Genomic DNA, 19,896 nt, shown 5'->3' with positions numbered 1-19,896 from the left:
TCTGGGGCTTGCCCGAGGGGTAGCACGGCGTCATGGTGTGATGGGCGTGCCGATATCCTTGCCGTTCATAGGTGATCATTGCATGAAATGGGAAATACTCAAGCTCGAAGACCTGTATCGGGGTTTCTTCCACCTGCGCCGGTTGCGTCTGTCCCATGGCCGGTTTGAAGGCGGAGAGCCCATGGTCATCGAGCGGGAGCTCCTGGACCGTGGTCATGCGGCCGGCGTGCTGCCCTATGATCCGGTACGCGATGTCGTGCTGCTGGTGGAGCAGTTCCGGGTGGGCGCCATCGAGTCGCCCCACGGTCCCTGGCTGATGGAGATCATCGCCGGCCTCATGGACGCGGGAGAGCGGGCGGAATCCGTGGCACGCCGGGAGGCGCTGGAAGAGGCGGACTGCCGGCTGGATGAACTGGTGCACATCCATGACTACTATTCCACGCCCGGCAGTTCCTCGGAACGGATTTCCCTGTTCGTGGCGCGCGCGGATCTGGGAGAGGCCGGAGGCGTCCATGGCCTGGCCGACGAGGGAGAAGAGATCCGGGTGCATGTGCTGCCCGCGGAGGAGGCATTTGACCGCCTGGACCGGATGCAGGTGGATACGGCCATGACCATCATCGCCCTGCAGTGGCTGCGCTTGAATCGGGATGGCCTCAGGGAGCGTTGGGGCGGGTAAATTGAACGGGGGCACGGCATGCCGTGCCCCCGTCGCAACCATCCTTGTTGTGCCCGACCTGGCTTACTTATTCAGGCGGTTGTCGATCAGGACGTTCACCACTTCCGGATCGGCCAGGGTGGAGGTATCACCCAGGTTCTCCAGTTCGTTGGCGGCGATCTTGCGCAGGATGCGGCGCATGATCTTGCCCGAACGGGTCTTGGGCAGGCTGGGAGCGAACTGGATCAGGTTGATCTTGGCAATCGGCCCGATCTCGGTGCGCACCAGCTTCACCAGTTCATCGGCCAGGGCCTTGTCGCCTTCCTCGCCCGCCATCAGGGTGACGTAGGCGTAGATGCCCTGACCGGTGATGTCGTGGGGATAGCCCACCACCGCGGCCTCGGCCACCTTGGGATGCAGCACCAGGGCGGATTCGATCTCGGCGGTGCCCAGGCGGTGACCGGAGACGTTGAGCACATCGTCCACGCGACCGGTGATCCAGTAGTAACCGTCTTCGTCACGACGGGCGCCGTCACCGGTGAAGTACAGACCCGGGTACATCTTGAAGTAGGTCTCGACGAAACGCTTGTGATCACCCCACAGGCTGCGCATCATGCTCGGCCAGGGATTTCTGATGCACAGGTTGCCTTCCGCCGGGGTCTCGGTGATCTCGTTGCCCTGGTCGTCCACCAGCAGGGGCTCCACGCCGAAGAAGGGCTTGGTGGCGGAGCCGGGCTTCATGTCCACGGCACCCGGCAGGTTGACGATCATGTGGGCGCCGGTCTCGGTCTGCCACCAGGTATCGACGATGGGGCAGCGACCGTCACCCACGACCCGGTGATACCACTCCCAGGCCTCCGGGTTGATGGGCTCGCCCACGGTGCCCAGCAGGCGCAGGGTGGAGCGCTTGTGCTTGGTGACGAATTCGTCACCGGCACCCATCAGCATGCGAATGGCGGTGGGGGCGGTGTAGAAGGTGGAGACGTTGTGCTTGTCGCACACCTGCCAGAAACGGCCGTTGTCCGGATAGTTGGGCACGCCTTCGAACATCAGGCTCTTGGCGCCGTTGGCCAGCGGGCCGTAGATGATGTAGCTGTGACCGGTGACCCAGCCCACGTCGGCGGTGCACCAGTAGACTTCGCCGTCCTTGTAGTCGAACACCAGCTTGTGGGTCATGGCTGCCTGCAGCAGATAGCCGCCGGTGGTGTGCATGACGCCCTTGGGCTTGCCGGTGGAGCCGGAGGTGTAGAGGATGAACAGCGGATCTTCGGCGTCCATCGGCTCGGCGGGGCAGTCGGCGGCGGCGGCGGCCACTTCCTCGTGGTACCACACGTCACGGCCTTCCTTCCATTCCACCGGTTCGCCGCCGCGCTTGACCACGACCATGGTGGTGATGCTGGGGCACTGGGCAACGGCCTTGTCCGCGTTGGCCTTCAGGGGCACCTTGCGGCCGCCGCGCAGGCTCTGGTCGGAGGTGATGACCACCTTGGCCTCGGCGTCCTGGATCCGGTCGCGCAGGGCATCCGGAGAGAAGCCGCCGAAGACGATGGAGTGCACGGCACCGATGCGGGCGCAGGCCAGCATGGCCACGGCGGCTTCGGGGATCATGGGCAGGTAGATGGAGACCCGATCACCCTTGTTCACGCCCTTGGCCTTGAGCACGTTGGCGAACTTGCAGACTTCGGCGTGCAGTTCACGGTAGGTGATGGTGCGGTCTTCGGAAGGATCGTCGCCTTCCCAGATGATGGCGGCCTGGTCACCCCGGGTATCCAGGTGGCGGTCCAGGCAGTTGTGGGCCACGTTCAGCTTGCCGCCCTTGAACCAGGTGACCCGGGCTTCGCCCTCGAAGTTGCCTTCCAGCACGGAATCCCAGGGCTGGAACCAGTCCAGGTAGGTCTTGGCCTGTTCGGCCCAGAAGGCATCGGGGTCCTGTACCGACCGGCGGTACATGGACTCGTACTGCTCCAGGTTGACATGGGCATTCGCGGCAAAGTCTTTCGGTACTTCGTGAATCTTCACTTCCGACATGGGTTCCTCCTCAAAAAGACATTTGAAACGTAGCCAACCACCATCGGGGTCGGCAGAAATCCTGTTCCCGGGTCTCTACGGACTGTGCTGTCTGTGTCCTGTCGCCGTGCGTTGGCCCTGGATGCCTGGTTCCTGTCATGGCCGGCAATGACCGGACTTATTCCAGAATAACCCGGGCTTATTATTGCTGCCACATTCCTGTGCGAATCCGCACCTTATTGGAGCAAAAAACCGGCAACGCGCCGCCCCGTCGTGTTCTGGATGAGTCGCACCACCTTGAATGCCTCCCGCAACTGTCGCCGCTCCGGCTGCGACAGGTTGCCGACATCAAGCCGGTTGTCCGCCTTCCCGCCCTGTTCCAGGCAATGCACCTGGTGTCGGGCGCGCATCAAGGTGATGCAATCCCAGGCGGCTGTCAGATCCCGTCCGCCGGACTCACTCAGTCGACCGCTGGCGACCGCCGCACGGATACGTTCGCGTGTTCCCAGCACCATCACACCGTCCGCCAGGGCCAGCAGACGAGCCAGGCCGACGATGGGCATGATGCCGGCCCGCTTGATGTTCAGCACCGGCGATTGCCGCATCAGTCGTGACAGCCGGCCGCCGGGCAACCACTGCGGTGGTCGGTCATGCAGGGCTTCCATGGCCAGCGCCGCCATGAATCCCGCGTTGTGCCGGATCATGGTCAGGATACGACGGCGCAATTGCTCCAGAAGATCGATTTTTCCGTGAATACAGCGAAGATCGAGGAAGTTCTGCGCCAGCATCACGGATTTTCGTTCCGGTTGTTCGATCCATCCCCTGAAGTTGCGCTCCCAGTGTTCCAGCGGTTGACGCCATTCCGGGTTGCGGGCCATCACTTCTCCCGAACAGAGAACGAACCCGCAGGCATCCAGTCCCGTCGCGACCTGTTCGGCCAGTTCGCCGAAATACCCTGACGCCTCCCGATCCGCGGCCCTTGCCAGGATCAGGGCGTTGTCCTGATCCGTATGCACGGTTTGCTCCCGCCGCCCCTGTGATCCGCAGGCTACCCAGGCATAGGGCATGGGGGGAGGACCCAGGGAGGCCTCCGCCAGCTGGATGAAACGCCCCGTGAAGGCGTCCGCCAGGTCCGAGATGGCATGCCCCAGTGCGTTGGCGTCCGCGCTGTCGCGGATCAGCCGGATCTGCAGTGCCGGGAGTCGGCGCCCCAGTTGCTCAAGGTCGTGTCGTGCCTCAGCCTCCTTCACCTGGCTGATCAGCGTCTTTACATCCATCCGTCTTGTCTTCCGGGCTGATGCGGGGAAACCCCATATCATGCCCATCCGACGTCATTCTGGCCATTGCCTCGGCCAGGTTCTGAACAAGCAGTCTGTGTGGGCGTCACGCCTTTCGGGATGGCGCCGGCACAGACATCTTGATCCGGTGCATGGGGAGGGGACCCGCGGTGCGGGTCCCCCGGTTGGGTGGAAGATCAGGCGGTGTCGGCGCGCGGCACGCGCACGCTTTCCACCAGGGCCTGGATTTCCTTCGGCGGCGGAGCCGTCAGCTTGCAGACGATCAGTGCCACGGTGACGTTCAGAATGGCACCGATGGTACCGAAGCCCTGGGGCGAGATGCCCATGATCCAGCCGCTGGCATTGTCAGGCAGCATGGCCGTGCCCGGAATGAAGAACCAGCCCTTGTACAGGAAGATGTAGATCAGGGTGGTGAACAGACCGGTGAGCATGCCGGCGATGGCGCCTTCCTTGTTCATCCGCTTGTAGAAGATACCCAGCATCAGCACGGGGAACAGGGAGGATGCCGCCAGGCCGAATGCCAGTGCCACCACCTCGGCCGCAAAGCCTGGTGGATTAAGCCCCAGATAACCGGCCAGGAGGATGGCCGCCGCCATGGAGATGCGTCCTGCCATGAGCTCGTTCTTCTCCGAGATCTTGGGCATGAACACCCCCTTGAGCAGGTCATGGGAGATGGCCGAGGAGATGGCCAGCAACAGACCCGCCGCGGTGGACAGAGCCGCCGCGATACCACCGGCTGCCACCAGCGCGATCACCCAGTTGGGCAGGCTGGCGATTTCCGGGTTGGCAAGCACCATGATGTCGCGGTCCAGACGCACCAGTTCATTGCCCTGCAGGTCGTTCTCGGCCACGAAGGCCGGCGGGTTGTTCTGGTTGTAGTACTGGATGCGGCCGTCTTCGTTCTTGTCTTCGAATACCAGCAGGCCGGTGTTTTCCCAGGTACGCATCCAGTCCGGACGCTCGTCGTAGACCATGGCTTCGCTGACGTTGCCCACACCGCCGGGGTAGAGGGTGTTCACCAGGTTGTACATGGCCATGGCACCCACGGCCGGAGCGGTGGTGTAGAGCAGGGCGATGAAGATCAGGGCCCAGCCGGCGGACTTGCGGGCGTCACGCACGCGGGGGACGGTGAAGAAACGGATGATGACGTGGGGCAGGCCGGCGGTACCGATCATCAGCGCCATGGTCAGCAGGAACATGTTGAGGGTACTGAAGCTGGCGTTGGTGGTGTACTCGGCAAAGCCCAGATCCACCATCATGCCGTCCAGGGCGTCGAGCAGGTAACGGCTGTCGTCACCGGAGAGGGTGGCGCCCAGGCCGGTCTGGGGCAGGAAGTGACCCGTGAGCTGGATGGAGATGAACACCGCGGGCACGGTATAGGCAAAGATCAGTACCACGTACTGAGCGATCTGGGTGTAGGTGATCCCCTTCATGCCGCCGAGCACGGCGTACACGAACACGATGCTCATGCCGGCGATCAGGCCCCAGAGGATGTCCACTTCCAGGAAGCGCGAGAAGGCGATACCCACGCCGCGCATCTGCCCGATCACGTAGGTGATGGAGATGATGAGCAGGCAGATCACCGCCACGATGCGCGCGCCGTTGGAGTAGAAGCGATCCCCCACGAACTGAGGCACCGTGAACTTGCCGAACTTGCGCAGGTATGGCGCCAGCAGCAGGGCCATCAGCACGTAGCCGCCGGTCCAGCCCATCAGGTAGACCGAGCCGCTGTAGCCCAAAAAGGCGATCAGACCCGCCATGGAGATGAACGAGGCCGCGGACATCCAGTCGGCCGCCGTGGCCATGCCGTTGGCGATCGGGTTGACGCCCTTGCCGGCCACGTAGAATTCCCCGGTGCTGCCTGCCCGGGCCCAGATGGCGATGCCTATGTACAGCGCAAAGGTGGCACCGACCACCAGGTAGATCATTAATTTAAGATCCATAGGATTATCCCCCAGTCGTTATCATTCTTCGTGGACGTCAAACTTCTTGTCCAGGCGGTTCATCCACCAGGCATAGAAGAAGATCAGCACCAGGAAGGTGTAGATGGAGCCTTGCTGCGCCATCCAGAAGCCCAGCGGGTAACCGCCGATGGACATGGTGTTGAGCGCGTCCACCATGAAGATGGGCAGCAGGTAGCCGGCGATGAACCACACCCCCAGACACCAGCCGAGGATGCTCAGATTGGCCTTCCAGTAGGCGCTTCTCTGCTCTTCCAGGCTACCGGCGGAAGCCAGGGTCTGTTGAATCTGCTCCCGGGTCTTGGCGCTGATGCCGCTTTCTTCCGCCAGGATCTTTTTGAGAAGATCTCTCATTTTTTCACTCATAATGGACTCCTCCGATACATTCGGTATGCCGGGTTAGGGTCGGACTGCATGTGGTCTTGCCTCCATCTTGAATGCGTGAATCAAGGGGTTGGGTTCCTTGTCCTGTTGTGGGTGATGGGCTCTGCATTCCCTTGGGCCCGGGTTCTGCCCTGATGTCCTTACAGCTGATATTCCAGCGCCAGGCGTGACTGCAGTTTGCGGATTTGCCGGAATGCCTCCTTGAGAATCCGCTGTTCCAGTTCGTCCAGACGCTCGGGGTTGATGAAATTGCTCAGGGGCTGGCCGGCCTGGGCCTGCTCATGGTGATTACGCATGCGCAGCAGCAGGATGTAGTGGTAGGCGTTGAGCCAGGCCGCCACATCTTCCCGCTTCATCACCCCGGCCTCGGCACAGGCCTCGAAACGGCGTGTGGTGTTGCTGTCGGGCATCTCCAGTGCCAGGGCGAAGATGCGGGCCACGTCCACGAAGGGGGTGGTGCCGTTGACCTTGAGATCCAGGCTGCGCGGGTGGCGCCCGCCGCCGGAACTGACCTTGAAGTCACCGAACAGCCCCAGCGGGGGGCGCAGGCGCAGGGCGTTTTCCGCCATCTGGCGGCGAAAACGGCTATTCTTTGAAGTTTTTTCCAGGAACCAGGCCCTCAGCCCGGCACCCGGCTGCTCGCCGCCGTAGAGCACCCGGAAATCGAAATAGATGTTGGCCTTGAGTAGGTGCTCGGGCGTGCCCTGGTCGATCCAGCGGGAAAAACGGGTACGCCATTCTTCCAGGCTCAGGCAGCACTCCGGGCTGCTGGCCATGACCCGCCCTCGGCACAGGGGGAAGCCGCAGATCCGCAGGGCCTCGTTGATCCGTTCCGCCAGAGGCAGCAGCCGGGCACGGATCTGGTCCGCAGTCATGCCGTCCTGGGGCAAGAACAGCATGCCGTTGTCCTGGTCGGTCTTGAGGGTCTGTTCCTGACGGCCCTCGCTGCCGAAGGAGAGCCAGTCGAACTCGGGGATGTCGCCGCCGGTTTCATGCAGGCAGAGAGTGATGATGCGGCGGGTGAGCTGATCATTGAGCATGGCGATGATCTGGGTGATCTGGTCCACCCGAACGCCCTGGGCAATCATCTGGCCGATCAGCAAGTGCACGTCGGTGCCCAGGCGGGCCAGGGCATTGACGTCCTCGGCCTGGCTCATGGAGCGGCTCAGGTTGGCCAGGCTGACCCGCTGCAGGGAGAACAGGTCGCCCTCGGAGATCACGCCCCGCAGCCGGCCCCGGTCGACGATGCACAGATGATGGAAGCCGTGGCTGGCCATCAGCATGGCGGCCTCGAAGGCGAAGGCGCTGGAGGGCAGGGTGACCGGATCGGGGGTCATCACCGCGCTGATGGGCTGATCCAGGCCGATCTCGGGCAAGGCCACCCGCTTGAGCAGGTCGTGTAGGGTGAAGACGCCCAGGGGCCTTTGCTCGTCATCGGTGATGATGACGCTGCCGATGCGTTCATCCTGCATGGCCTGCAGGGCCCGGCGAATGGGGGCGTCCGGCCGGAAGGTGACGGGTTCGCGCTGGAGGCGTTCGCCGACGGTGGTGTTGAGGGAGGTGTCGCCGCCCAGCCCCGAGGCGGTGCTGAACTGCACGTGACGCTGCACCGTGTCCAGCAGGCTGGCCAGGCGGCGGGTACAGAAATCGTGGAACTCGGGGCACATCTTGAGCAGATGATTGAAATCGTCCCGGTCCATCTCGAAGCAGAAGGTGTCCTCGGCGGCCCGGTAGCGGGTTTTCACCGGCCGGCGGGCCAGCAGGGCACCGATGGGAAAGCATTCCCCCGGTGCCAGCACCCAGGCAGTGCTGACGGGATTGCCGTTGGGGTCCAGGGACTCTCCCAGTACCCGACCTTGCTTGACGATGAAGAATCGGTCGGCGGGCCCGGACTTGGGGTTCAGGATCTGCTCGTCACGGGTGTAGAAGACCAGACGCAGGCGTTTGGCAAGGAATTCCAGATGGACCGGGTCCATCCGGGCAAAGGGCTCGTGGCGCCCCAGGAATTCCATCACGGGGATGAGGACGCCCCGTTGCCGGTCTGCGCTGTTGCCTGGATCTGTCTGCATGGTATCCATGGATGGCCGTGGTCTTGACGGCTACCATTGCAGAAGGCGTGCCAGGTTTTTGTTCCTTGTGGAAACAAGGACTTGTGACGGGTGTGTGCGGGATGCCTGTTACCTTGGGTAACGGATGTTACCCAAGGTAACAGGCAGGCTCAGGCTTTGGGGCGGGGGATGCCCATGCGGTTGCGCCGTTCCCAGAGGGCCTTGCGGCTGATGCCCAGCCGCCGGGCCAGTTCCGTTTCGGTCATCCGGGCCTGATTTTCCAGCACGAAGCGGCGGAAGTAGTCCTCCAGGCTGGTGTCCGGGGTCGCTTCCTGGCTCGGTCCGGGGGTCAGGCCCAGGTGTTCGGCGGCGATGCAGTCGCCGTCGGCCAGGATCACCGCCCGTTCCAGGGCGTTTTCCAACTCCCGCACGTTGCCGGGCCAGCGATGGGCCTGCATGGCCGCCAGGGCCGACGGTGCCAGTCGTGCCGGTGCCTGCTTGAGACGCCGACAGGCCTTTTCCAGCAGAAAATCCGCCAGCCGGGGCAGGTCTTCCAGCCGTTCACGCAGGGGCGGCAGGCCGATTTCCATGACCTTGAGCCGGTAGTAGAGGTCCTCGCGAAAGTCCCCTTCCCGCACCATCAGCTCCAGATCCCGGTGGGTGGCCGCCAGCAGGCGGATGTCCACCTTGCGACTGCTGTTGGCACCGACCCTTCGAATCTCGCCGTCCTGCAGCACCCGCAGCAGCCGGGACTGTGCAGCCGGGGTGAGTTCACCGATCTCGTCCAGGAACAAAGTGCCGCCGTCGGCGGCTTCCGCCAATCCCTGGCGGCTTTGGGCGGCACCGGTGAAGGCCCCCTTTTCATGACCGAATAGCTCCGATTCCAGCAGTCCTTCGGGAATGGCGGCGCAGTTGACCGAGACCAGGGGGGCTTGGGCGCGGCGGCTCTTCTTGTGAATGGCCCGTGCCACCAGTTCCTTGCCGGTGCCGGATTCGCCCCGGATCAGGACCGTGGCATCGGTGGGCGCCACTTTGTCCAGGGTCCTGCATACCTGCTGCATGGCGGGCGACTCGCCCACCATGCCCTCCACCGGATAGACCTGGCCGAGCTGGGACTGGAGCTGGGCATTTTCCCGCTCCAGCTGCCGCTGCTTGAGGATGCGGGCCACGCACAACAGCATCTCGTCATGGTCGAAGGGCTTGGCAATATAGTCCGTGGCCCCCTGTTTCATGGCATCGACGGCGGAGCGGACGCTGGCATAGCTGGTCATGATGAGTACCGGGGTGTCGCCGCAGTGGCCGAGCATCTCGATGCCTTCGCCGTCGGGCAGGCGCAGATCGCAGATCAGCAGGTCGAAGCGGGAGGCCTCGCACAGCCGGCGGGCGTCGGCGATGCAGGCCGCCTCTTCGATGCGATAGCCTTCGTGTTCCAGGAGACGCCGCAGGGCACGGCGAATCACCGCTTCGTCTTCCAGGATCAGGATTCGGTTCAAGCCAGGGTCTCCTCTTCGACGGCCGGCAGCCGGATATGGAAGCGGGTTCCGCCCTCGGGCAGGTTGTCCGCGTAGACCATGCCGCCGTGGTCCTGAATGATGCTGTATACCACCGACAGCCCCAGACCGGTCCCTTCGCCCGGGGGCTTGGTGGTGAAGAAGGGTTCAAAGATCCGGTCGAGCACGGATTCCGGAATGCCGCTGCCCTCGTCCTCCACCTGGATCTCCACGCTGCCCAGGACGTACTCGCCGCGAATGACGATGCGGTCGCCGGGACGGCCGGCCTGCAGGGCGTTGTTGATCAGGTTGACGAAGACCTGCAACAGGCGCTGGGCGTTGCCCCGGGCGATGAGGGTGTCGGGCACTTCGTTGAAACAGCGCATGTCCCGACCGCTGTCGCTCAACTGTACCAGATGAATCGCTTCGTCCACGCAGGCCCGCATGTTCACCGGCGCGGGCCGCATGCGGGGCACCTCACCGCTATGGCTGAAGGTGATCAGGGACTGAACGATGTCGTTGATGCGTCGGGTCTGTTCCAGGATCTGACGGGAAGTCAGGTCCACCTCCGCGGGGTCCTTTTCGTACCGCAGGTTCTGGGCCAGGGAGGCAATGCCGGTCAGCGGGTTGCCGATCTCATGGGCCACCCCGGCGGCGAGACGGCCGATGGAGGCCAGGCGGTCGTTGTGGGCCACCTCGCTTTCCAGATTGTGCAGTTCCGTCAGATCCTCCACCAGCACCACCATCCCCCCCAGGCCATGGGCCACGGAACTGCCCAGCCCGGCGGACTCGATGGCGGCCTTGTGCAGGTTCAGCCGGCGCTGGCGGCCGTCCACGGTGAGCTGCAGCTTGTACAGGTGCCGGTCATCGCCGTTGATGAAGGTGCGCAGCACCCCGTCCCAGGGGTCCTTGAGTCCGTCCAGGGTCTGTCCCACCGCATAGGAGGAGGAAATGCCGGAGATGGCGGCCATGGTGTTGTTCCAGATCAGGATGTCGCCCCCCGAGGAAATGGAACAGACTCCCAGCGGCAGTTCGTGGAGTACCTGGCGGTGATAGCGACGCAGGGTATCCAGCTCCGCCGCCAGTCCCTTGAGACGCACGGTGGAGTGTTCCAGTTGCTCCTCCACGAAGCGCAGGCTGTCCGCCAGGGCTACCTGGGTCTGGGGCGGGACTTCCAGGCGATTGTCCACAATCATGCGCGCCAGTAGAGGCCCCATCAGGCCGGACAGGTTGCGTTCCAGCCGTGCCCGCAGCTTGCGCAGTTCGTTGGGGCGTTGTTCCCGGGGGTCCAGCTTCAGGTCGCCCAGGGCGCGCTGGATCTCCAGGGCGGCGGTCTGCGGACCGATCACCTGGGACAGGTTGGTGCGCAGCTGTTCCACGTTGCGAATCTCGCCGTCCCCCAGCAACCGGCTCGGGGTGAGTTGTTCCCGACGGCAGCTCTGGGAGGCCTCCAGTTCCTCCCGGGTGGGCCGGGTGAGCAGGGAGCCGGCAACGAACAGCAGGCTGTTGAGGGTCAGTGACCAGAAGGTGGCAAAAGCCCAGCGGTTTTCCTCCTCGGCCCCCATCCAGCGCATCAGGTTGAAATCCACCATGGGTAGGCCGGAGTCGTGAATCAGCGGGACGATCAGGGCCAGCAGCCACACCAGGATGCCGCCCATCAGGCCGGCGATGAAGCCCACCCGGTTGGCCCGCGGCCAGAACAGCAGGCCCAGGATGCCGGGCAGGAACTGGGCCACGGCGACGAAGGAGATGAGGCCGATCTGGGCCAGGCCCTGGTTGAATTCCAGCAGCCAGTAAAAGCCGTAACCCATGCCGATGATGAGGAGGATCAGCACCCGCCGGCCCCACAACAGCCAGCCGTAGAGATTGTTCCGGGGCAGGGACTGCTGGCGGTAATGGGCCGGCAGGATCAGGTGATTCAGGCACATGGCGGCCAGGGCCAGGGTGGTGACGATCATCATGGCGCTGGCGGCGGAAATCCCGCCGATGAAGGTGAACAGGGCCAGCCAGCCCTGGTCCGCCGCCACCGGCAGCCCCAGCACGTAATAGTCCGGCGCGGTCTGCAGGCCGGTGGCCTGACCGGCCCAGAGGATCAGGGGAATGGGCAGATTGAGCAGCAGCAGGAACAGGGGGAAGGCCCAGGTGGCCGTCTGCAGGGAGCGGGGGTTGATGTTCTCCACGAAGGTCATGTGGAACTGCCGCGGCAGCAGGAAGGCGGCGGCGAAGGCCAGCACCATGAGGGTCATCCAAGGGCCTTCGCGCACCGGTTCATAGAGGGCCTCCAGGGCCTCCGGGTGGGCGGTCAGCCACGCATCCAGTCCACCGAAGCCGCCGAAGACCCCGAACAGGGCAAAGCCGCCCACCGCCAGCAGGGCCAGCAGCTTGACGGCGGACTCGAAGGCGATGGCCACCACCAGGCCCTCGTGCTTTTCCCGGGGGGTGATGTGGCGGGCGCCGAACAGGATCGCGAACAGCATCAGGGTGGCGCAAAAACCCAGGGCCAGCAGGTGAGGCGTGTCCTGCCGGGTCAGCACGGAAACGGATTCGGTGACCGCCTTGATCTGCAGGGCGATGTAGGGAAGGATGCCCGCCAGCATGAACAGGGTGACGATGACCCCGGTCCACTGGCTGCGATAGCGGAAGGCAAACAGGTCGGCCAGGGACGTGAGCTGATACTCCCGCACCAGACGCAGCAGGGGCGCCAGCAGCAACGGTGCCAGCAGGAAGGCGAGGGTGACCCCGAGATAGATGGTGAGGAACTGATAGCCTTCGGTGTTGGCAAACCCCACGCTGCCGTAGAAGCTCCAGGACGTGGCGTAGACCCCCAGGGACAGGGTATAGACCAGCGGGTGGTGCACCAGTCGGCCCGGCAGCCAGCCCTTTTCCGCCGCGTGGGCGATGAAGAACAGCAGCGCCAGGTAGGCGACCCCGACGGCGTAGAGCAGACCGATCTCAGAGATCATGGCGACCCCGTCGCCATTGCACCACCCAGGCCAGGGCGATGATCCCGCCCCAGAGCAGGTAGGGCAGATACCAGGGGGCGCCCGAACGGGTCCACCACGCCACCAGCGGCGATGCGAACAGCAGCACGCCGAGCAGGAACAGCAGCAGTGTCTTGTCCTGGGATGACATGGATTGGGTCCTGGGATGGATCCTTCAAACCCGCAAGGATGCAGCATCCGGCCGGTTCAGGCCAGCATCAGGTCCGGAAGGGCCAGTGCGCCAGGGCATGGTCCAGCAGCGCGGCAGGGGTGGCATCCCGCCAGTCCCGGGGCAGGGGTAGGTGGAGAAAGCCCATCACGGCGGCCAGGTTGGTCAGGGGGGTGGCGTCGTCCACCGCCGGGGCGTGGGTCTGCTTGGAGAGCTTGTCGCCGGTGGTATTCAGCACCAGGGGATGGTGCAGATAGACCGGCGTGGGCAGTGCCAGCAGTCGCTGCAGGTGGATCTGGCGGGGGGTGGAGTCCAGCAGGTCGCTGCCCCGGACCACATGGGTGATGCCCTGAAAGGCATCATCCACCACCACCGCCAGCTGATAGGCCGTGAGTCCGTCGGCGCGGCGGATCACGAAGTCACCGATCTCCCGGCTCAGGCGCTGGTTGACAAGGCCGTGGTAGCGATCGTGGAAGCCGATGGGATCATCGTGGGTACGTACCCTCAGGGCACGGGGAGCCCGTCCGGGGGCCAGTCCCCGACGGCAGGTGCCGGGATAGACCGGGCCTTCCAGTCCGGCGAGGCCGGAGGCGGCGATCTCACGGCGGGTACATCCGCAGTCATAGGCCTGTCCCTTGTGCCGCAGCGCCGTCATGGCCTCGGCATAGGCCTCAAGGCGGGAACTCTGATAGAGGATGTCTTCGTCCCAGTGCAGGGCATGGGCTTCCAGGGTGCGCAGGATGGCATCGGCGGCGCCGGGTTGTTCCCGGGGTGGGTCCAGGTCTTCGATGCGCACCCGCCAGGTGCCCTGGTGGGCGCGGGCATCCAGAAAGGAGAAGACAGCGGCGACCAGGGAACCCTGGTGCAGGGGGCCGGTGGGGGAGGGGGCGAAACGACCGATGTAGGTCATGGATGACCGGCGAATCAGACCCTCCCGTGGCAGGGCGGCGCCTGCTCACGGGAAGGTGCTGTCAGCCGTATTGCCTTGACCGGCTGTGTCATCAGGCCATCTGCTTTTCCTTGATCTCCTGCAGGGTCTTGCAGTCGATGCACAGGGTGGCGGTGGGGCGGGCTTCCAGGCGGCGGATACCGATTTCCACGCCGCAGGCCTCGCAGTAACCGTAGTCGCCACTTTCGATGTCCTTGAGGGCCTCGTCGATCTTGCGGATCAGCTTGCGTTCCCGGTCGCGGGTGCGCAGTTCCAGGCTGAATTCCTCCTCCTGGGTGGCGCGGTCCGCCGGGTCGGCAAAGTTGGCGGCGTCTTCCTTCATGTGGCCCACGGTGCGGTCCACTTCTTCCATCAGGTCCTGCTTCCAGGCCAGCAAAATGGTGCGGAAGTGATCCTTCTGGGGCTTGCACATGTACTCCTCGCCCTCGGCCGGCTGGTAGGGGGCGATACCCTGACCAGACTGGGAAAGACTGCCGGAACCGTTTGGCGTACTCTTGCTGGAGGCCATCGCTCGCAAACTCCTGAGTGTCAAAAGGCGAGTCTAGATACCAGAGAATCGGCCCGGGCGCAAGCAAAAGGCCGAACGGCCCGCCCGGCCGACCCCATGAACACGATGATCACCACCGGAGACAGCATGTCTGATCTGAAGGCCCTGATATTCGATGTGGACGGTACCCTGGCGGATACGGAACGGGATGGCCACCGTCCCGCCTTCAATGCCGCCTTCCGGGAGATGGGGCTGGACTGGGACTGGACCGTGCCGCTCTACGGGCGGCTGCTGCAGGTGGCCGGCGGCAAGGAGCGGATCCGCCATTACCTGGATGCATTCGCGCCCGAATTCACGCCGCCCGCCGACCTGGACCGGTTCATCGGTGATCTGCACGCCTGCAAGACCCGGCACTTCGTGGCCATGCTGGAGCGGGGTGGCATCCCCCTGCGGCCGGGGGTTTTGCGGCTGATCGAGGAGGCGCGCTCGGCGGGGTTGTTGCTGGCGATCGCCACCACCACATCACTGACCAACGTGGAGTCCCTGCTGCGGGCCAACCTGGGAGAGGCATCACTGGACTGGTTCCGGGTGATCGGGGCCGGCGACGTGGTGCCGGCGAAGAAGCCCGCGCCCGATATCTATCATCACGTGCTGGAGCGCCTGGGTCTGTCGGCCCGGGACTGTGTGGCCATCGAGGATTCCGCCCAGGGGCTGCGGGCCTCGCGGGGAGCGGGGATTGTCACGGTGATCACAGTGAGCGGATATACGGTGGAGGATGATTTTTCCGGGGCCGCCGCGGTGCTGGAGCATCTAGGGGAGCCGGAGATGCCCGGGCGGGTCGTTCGGGGGCAGGGGCCAAAGCGCGGAATCGTCGATGTCGGTTATCTGGATGCCCTGCTTCCCTGAACAATCATTCCACCCGACACCACAGCCGTCCCTGGGCAAGGCGGGCTTCCAGTCGTTCACCGGACTTCACCTGCTCCGGGGCGCGAATGGCCTGACCCTCGGCACTGAGCAGGATGCTGTAACCCCGGCCCAGGGTGGCCAGGGGACTCACCGCATCCAGGGTCCGTGCCTGCAGGGATACCCGGGCGTGCAGGCGTTCCAGGCGCAGGGCCATGGCCCGCTCCAGGCGCAGGGATAGATCCTGTTGCCGATGCACCATGCCGGTCAGGCGGGTCCGGGGAGAACACTGCCCCAGGCGGGTCCACAGATGGGCCAACTCGATGCGTTGCTCCCGGAGCCGCCGGGCCAGGGCCTGGCGCAGTCTGGATTCCAGTTCATCCAGGCGCTGGGCGCGGGCCTGCAGGCGCCGCTCGGGATGCTGGTGCCGCAATCGTTGTTCCAGGCCCTGAAGCCGCAGGCCCTGTGCCTGCCGCCGACGGGAAAAACGTTCACACAGCAGCCGCTCCAGTTGATTCACCCGCTGCAGCAGTTCACGGCCGTCGGGACTGACCAGCTCGGCGGCCACCGACGGGGTGGGGGCACGGTGATCGGCGGCCAGGTCGGCAATGGTGATATCCGTTTCATGGCCGATGCCGCTGACCACGGGGATGGCGCAGGCGCGGATGGCGCGGGCCACGATCTCCTCGTTGAAGGCCCAAAGGTCCTCCAGGGAACCGCCGCCCCGGGCCAGGATCACTACGTCACAGTCGCCGCGGTCCGAGGCGGTCGCAAGGGCCGCGGCGATGCGCGGGGCCGCCTCGCCGCCTTGTACCGGCACCGGATAGATCATCACCGGCAGCGCCGGGAAGCGGCGCCCGAGGACCGCCAGGATATCCCTGACCGCCGCGCCGGTGGCGGAGGTGATCACCCCCACGCGGCGGGGAAACCGGGGCAGGGGACGTTTGCCGGCGGGGTCGAACAGCCCTTCGGCCTCCAGCCGGCGACGCAGGGCCTCAAAGGCCCGTCGCAGGGCGCCGTCCCCGGCTTCCTCCAGGTGTTCGACGATGAGCTGATAATCACCCCGGGGCACATAGAGGCTGACCCTGGCCCGGGCCAGTACCTGCATGCCGTCCCGGGGTCGAAAGCGCACCCCCTGGGCCCGGTTGCGGAACAGGGCGCAGCGCACCTGGGCCCCTTCATCCTTGAGGGAGAAATACCAGTGACCGGAGGCGGGTCGGGCCAGATTGGACAGTTCCCCTTCCACCCACAGCAGGGGAAAACCGCTCTCCAGGCGTCCCTGCACCGCCTGATTCAGACGAGAGACGCTGTAGACCTCTTTTTCCGTTGACGGCTCGGGCAAGGCAGGCGCTCCGTAGTGGATGAAAATAACCGGGAACCATGCCACGGAAACCGGCATCATATCCAGTCCCCACAGGCCTGGTCGGGTTTACCCCACCCGGGTGCCTCTCTATAATTGTACGATTCAACAATACCTCCCCCCGAGACATATCATGCGCATCGTCCAGGAAGCCCTCACCTTCGACGACGTCCTCCTGGTCCCCGCCCATTCGGCGGTGCTACCCAGAGACGTGGACCTCACCACTCGCCTCACCCGCGACATCACTCTGAACATTCCCCTGGTCTCCGCCGCCATGGACACGGTCACCGAGGCCCGTCTGGCCATCGCCATTGCCCAGGAGGGGGGCATCGGCATCGTGCACAAGAACATGAGCATCGAGGCCCAGGCCCAGCAGGTGCGTCTGGTCAAGAAATACGAGAGCGGCGTCATCAGCGATCCCATCACCGTCACCCCGGACACCAGCATCCGTGACGTACTGGCCATCACCCGCGCCAACTCCATCTCCGGCGTCCCGGTGGTCAAGGGCGTCGATCTGGTGGGTATCGTCACCAGTCGTGACCTGCGCTTCGAGACCCGCATGGATTCCCCGGTGTCCGAGATCATGACCCCCAAGGAACGTCTGGTCACCGTGCGCGAGGGGGCCGACCGGGAAGAGGTTCAGCACCTGTTGCACAAGCACCGCATCGAGAAGGTGCTGGTGGTGAACGATCAGTTCCACCTGCGGGGCATGATCACCGTCAAGGACATCCAGAAATCCACCGATTTCCCCAGCGCCTGCAAGGATGACCGCGGTCGTCTGCGGGTGGGGGCGGCCCTGGGCGTGGGTGCCGGTACCGAGGAGCGCTGTGCCGCGCTGGTGGAAGCCGGGGTGGACGTGGTAGTGGTGGATACCGCCCACGGCCATTCCCAGGGCGTGCTCGACCGGGTGGCCTGGGTGAAGAAAACCTATCCGGACGTCCAGGTCATCGGCGGCAACATCGCCACCGCCGAGGCCGCCCGTGCTCTGGCACAGGCGGGCGCGGATGCCGTGAAGGTGGGTATCGGCCCCGGCTCCATCTGCACCACCCGTATCGTGGCCGGCGTGGGCGTCCCCCAGATGACCGCCATCGACAACGTGCGCCAGGCCCTGGAAGGTACGGGCGTGCCCCTGATCGCCGACGGCGGCGTGCGCTTCTCCGGCGATTTTGCCAAGGCCATTGCCGGCGGTGCCCACTGCGTCATGCTCGGCAGCCTGTTTGCCGGTACCGAAGAGGCGCCCGGTGAAGTGGAGCTGTATCAGGGCCGTTCCTACAAGTCCTACCGGGGCATGGGTTCCCTGGGCGCCATGCAGCAGGGTTCCTCGGACCGTTATTTCCAGGAAAGCAGCGGCGTGGTGGACAAGCTGGTGCCGGAAGGCATCGAGGGTCGTGTCCCCTACAAGGGCACCATCGTGGCCATCATCCATCAGCTGGTGGGGGGACTGCGTTCCTCCATGGGCTATGTGGGCTGCAGCAACATCGACGAGATGCGGACCCGTCCCGGTTTCGTGCGGGTCACCTCGGCGGGGATGCGTGAAAGTCACGTCCATGACGTGACCATCACCAAGGAAGCCCCCAACTACCGGATGGATTGAAGAAGATGCCCCTGTCTGCCCCGGATATTCACGCCCATCGCATTCTCATCATCGATTTCGGCTCCCAGTACACCCAGCTCATCGCCCGGCGGGTGCGGGAGTCCGGGGTCTATTCCGAGATCCACCCCTGGGACATGGACGCCGCCGCCGTGCGCGACTTCAACCCCAGCGGCATCATTCTCTCAGGCGGTCCGGAGTCCGTGATCGAAAGCGATCCGCCCCGCACTCCCCAGTGCGTGTTCGAACTGGGGGTGCCGGTGCTGGGCATCTGCTACGGCATGCAGACCATGGCGGCCCAACTGGGCGGGCGGGTCGAGAGTTCCGATCATCGGGAGTTTGGCTATGCCCAGGTCCGGGCCCACGGCCATACCCGCCTGCTGACGGACATCGAAGACCACACCAGCCCCGAAGGCCATGGCCTGCTGGATGTCTGGATGTCCCATGGTGACCGGGTCTGCGCCCTGCCGGAAGGTTTCTCCCTGATGGCCTCCACGGACTCGGCCCCCATGGCCGGCATGGCCGACGAGGCGCGTCGTTTCTACGGCGTCCAGTTCCATCCCGAGGTGACCCATACCCGCCAGGGGCAGCGTATCCTGTCCCGGTTCGTCCATGATATCTGCGGTTGCGAGAATCTCTGGACCGCCGGCAACATCATCGATGACATGATCCAACGGGTGCGGGAACAGGTGGGCACCGACGAGGTCATCCTGGGCCTGTCCGGCGGCGTGGACTCCTCCGTGGTGGGTGCCCTGCTGCACAAGGCCATCGGCGACCAGCTCACCTGTGTGTTCGTCGATACCGGCCTTTTGCGTCTCCATGAAGGTGACCAGGTCATGGCCACCTTTGCCCGTCACATGGGCGTGCGGGTGATCCGGGTGGATGCGGAAGCCCGTTTCCTTGAGGCCCTGGCGGGGGAGTCGGACCCCGAGGCCAAGCGCAAGATCATCGGTCGCCTGTTCGTTGAGGTCTTCGACGAAGAGGCCGCCAAGCTCAAGAATGCCCGCTGGCTGGCCCAGGGCACCATCTATCCCGATGTGATCGAGTCCGCCGGTTCCAAGACCGGCAAGGCCCATGTGATCAAGTCCCACCACAACGTGGGCGGTCTGCCGGAGACCATGAAGATGGGTCTGGTGGAGCCGTTGCGGGAACTGTTCAAGGACGAGGTGCGGCGCATCGGCGTGGAACTGGGGCTGCCGTCGGAGATGGTCTACCGGCATCCCTTCCCGGGGCCGGGGCTGGGGGTGCGCATCCTGGGCGAGGTCACCAAGCCTTACGCGGACCTGCTGCGCCAGGCGGATCACATCTTCATCGAGGAACTGCGCGGTGCCGGCCTGTATGACCAGGTGTCCCAGGCCTTTGCGGTCTTTTTGCCGGTGAAATCCGTCGGCGTGATGGGGGACGGTCGTCGCTATGACTATGTGGTGGCCCTGCGCGCCGTCGAGACCATCGACTTCATGACTGCCCGCTGGGCGCACCTGCCCTACGAGTTCCTGGACAAGGTCTCGCGGCGCATCATCAACGAGGTGAAGGGCATTTCCCGCGTGGTCTATGACATCTCCGGCAAGCCGCCGGCGACGATTGAGTGGGAGTGATCCCGCTGAAAGGGCCGG

The 19,896-nt window shown here is 64.7% G+C and carries 15 protein-coding genes; 4 read left to right on the top strand and 11 right to left on the bottom strand.

The window, feature by feature from the left end; translation table 11 throughout:
• Window positions 1-82 precede the first annotated feature (82 nt).
• Window positions 83-676, top strand: a complete 594-nt coding sequence (locus tag LQD11_RS11095) for an NUDIX domain-containing protein (RefSeq protein WP_238617600.1) — start codon at window positions 83-85, stop codon at window positions 674-676.
• A 63-nt stretch (window positions 677-739) separates the two neighbouring features.
• Here the strand turns inward: LQD11_RS11095 and acs are convergent, their stop codons facing one another.
• The 10 genes from acs to dksA form a co-directional block, all read right to left on the bottom strand.
• Window positions 740-2,683 (bottom strand): acetate--CoA ligase, encoded by a 1,944-nt coding sequence (acs, locus tag LQD11_RS11090; protein ID WP_238617599.1) that lies wholly within the window; start codon window positions 2,681-2,683, stop codon window positions 740-742.
• Between the two features lie 215 nt (window positions 2,684-2,898).
• Complete coding sequence (locus LQD11_RS11085) at window positions 2,899-3,939, bottom strand: DUF294 nucleotidyltransferase-like domain-containing protein (protein WP_238617598.1); 1,041 nt, start codon at window positions 3,937-3,939, stop codon at window positions 2,899-2,901.
• A 197-nt stretch (window positions 3,940-4,136) separates the two neighbouring features.
• The gene (locus LQD11_RS11080; protein WP_238617597.1) at window positions 4,137-5,903 is read right to left on the bottom strand and encodes a sodium:solute symporter family protein; all 1,767 of its coding nucleotides are present in this window, start codon (window positions 5,901-5,903) and stop codon (window positions 4,137-4,139) included.
• Window positions 5,904-5,924: 21 nt separating this feature from the next.
• Window positions 5,925-6,179, bottom strand: coding sequence for a DUF4212 domain-containing protein (locus tag LQD11_RS11075; RefSeq protein ID WP_238617706.1), 255 nt, complete (start codon window positions 6,177-6,179; stop codon window positions 5,925-5,927).
• Between the two features lie 266 nt (window positions 6,180-6,445).
• Window positions 6,446-8,374 (bottom strand): putative nucleotidyltransferase substrate binding domain-containing protein, encoded by a 1,929-nt coding sequence (locus LQD11_RS11070; RefSeq protein WP_238617596.1) that lies wholly within the window; start codon window positions 8,372-8,374, stop codon window positions 6,446-6,448.
• 149 nt (window positions 8,375-8,523) lie between these two features.
• On the bottom strand, window positions 8,524-9,846 hold the full coding sequence (locus tag LQD11_RS11065) for a sigma-54-dependent transcriptional regulator (protein ID WP_238617595.1): 1,323 nt from the start codon (window positions 9,844-9,846) through the stop codon (window positions 8,524-8,526).
• On the bottom strand, window positions 9,843-12,806 hold the full coding sequence (locus tag LQD11_RS11060; RefSeq protein WP_238617594.1) for a sensor histidine kinase: 2,964 nt from the start codon (window positions 12,804-12,806) through the stop codon (window positions 9,843-9,845). The genes LQD11_RS11065 and LQD11_RS11060 overlap by 4 nt, the downstream gene beginning before the upstream one ends.
• Window positions 12,796-12,975 carry a hypothetical protein gene (locus LQD11_RS11055; RefSeq protein ID WP_008930735.1) on the bottom strand — a complete coding sequence of 60 codons (180 nt, stop codon included), beginning with the start codon at window positions 12,973-12,975 and terminating at the stop codon, window positions 12,796-12,798. The genes LQD11_RS11060 and LQD11_RS11055 overlap by 11 nt, the downstream gene beginning before the upstream one ends.
• 67 nt (window positions 12,976-13,042) lie before the next feature.
• Entirely contained in the window at window positions 13,043-13,903 is an 861-nt protein-coding gene (gluQRS, locus tag LQD11_RS11050; protein ID WP_238617593.1) for a tRNA glutamyl-Q(34) synthetase GluQRS, read from the bottom strand.
• A 91-nt stretch (window positions 13,904-13,994) separates the two neighbouring features.
• Window positions 13,995-14,450, bottom strand: coding sequence for an RNA polymerase-binding protein DksA (dksA, locus tag LQD11_RS11045; protein WP_238617592.1), 456 nt, complete (start codon window positions 14,448-14,450; stop codon window positions 13,995-13,997).
• Window positions 14,451-14,576: 126 nt separating this feature from the next.
• Here dksA and LQD11_RS11040 point away from each other — a divergent pair, with 126 nt between their 5' ends.
• Window positions 14,577-15,335 carry an HAD family hydrolase gene (locus LQD11_RS11040; RefSeq protein ID WP_238617591.1) on the top strand — a complete coding sequence of 253 codons (759 nt, stop codon included), beginning with the start codon at window positions 14,577-14,579 and terminating at the stop codon, window positions 15,333-15,335.
• Between the two features lie 4 nt (window positions 15,336-15,339).
• Here the strand turns inward: LQD11_RS11040 and xseA are convergent, their stop codons facing one another.
• Entirely contained in the window at window positions 15,340-16,674 is a 1,335-nt protein-coding gene (gene xseA / locus LQD11_RS11035; RefSeq protein ID WP_238617590.1) for an exodeoxyribonuclease VII large subunit, read from the bottom strand.
• A gap of 151 nt (window positions 16,675-16,825) precedes the next feature.
• Between xseA and guaB the strand changes: the two genes are divergently transcribed.
• Both guaB and guaA read left to right on the top strand, forming a co-directional pair.
• A complete protein-coding gene (gene guaB, locus LQD11_RS11030; protein ID WP_238617589.1) occupies window positions 16,826-18,286 on the top strand; it encodes an IMP dehydrogenase in 1,461 nt (486 codons plus the stop codon).
• Window positions 18,287-18,291: 5 nt separating this feature from the next.
• Complete coding sequence (gene guaA, locus LQD11_RS11025; RefSeq protein WP_238617588.1) at window positions 18,292-19,878, top strand: glutamine-hydrolyzing GMP synthase; 1,587 nt, start codon at window positions 18,292-18,294, stop codon at window positions 19,876-19,878.
• Window positions 19,879-19,896 lie beyond the last annotated feature (18 nt).

It is taken from the genome of Ectothiorhodospira shaposhnikovii, from assembly GCF_022227765.1.
GTDB lineage: Bacteria > Pseudomonadota > Gammaproteobacteria > Ectothiorhodospirales > Ectothiorhodospiraceae > Ectothiorhodospira.
This window is presented reverse-complemented; position numbering and strand designations above follow the sequence as displayed.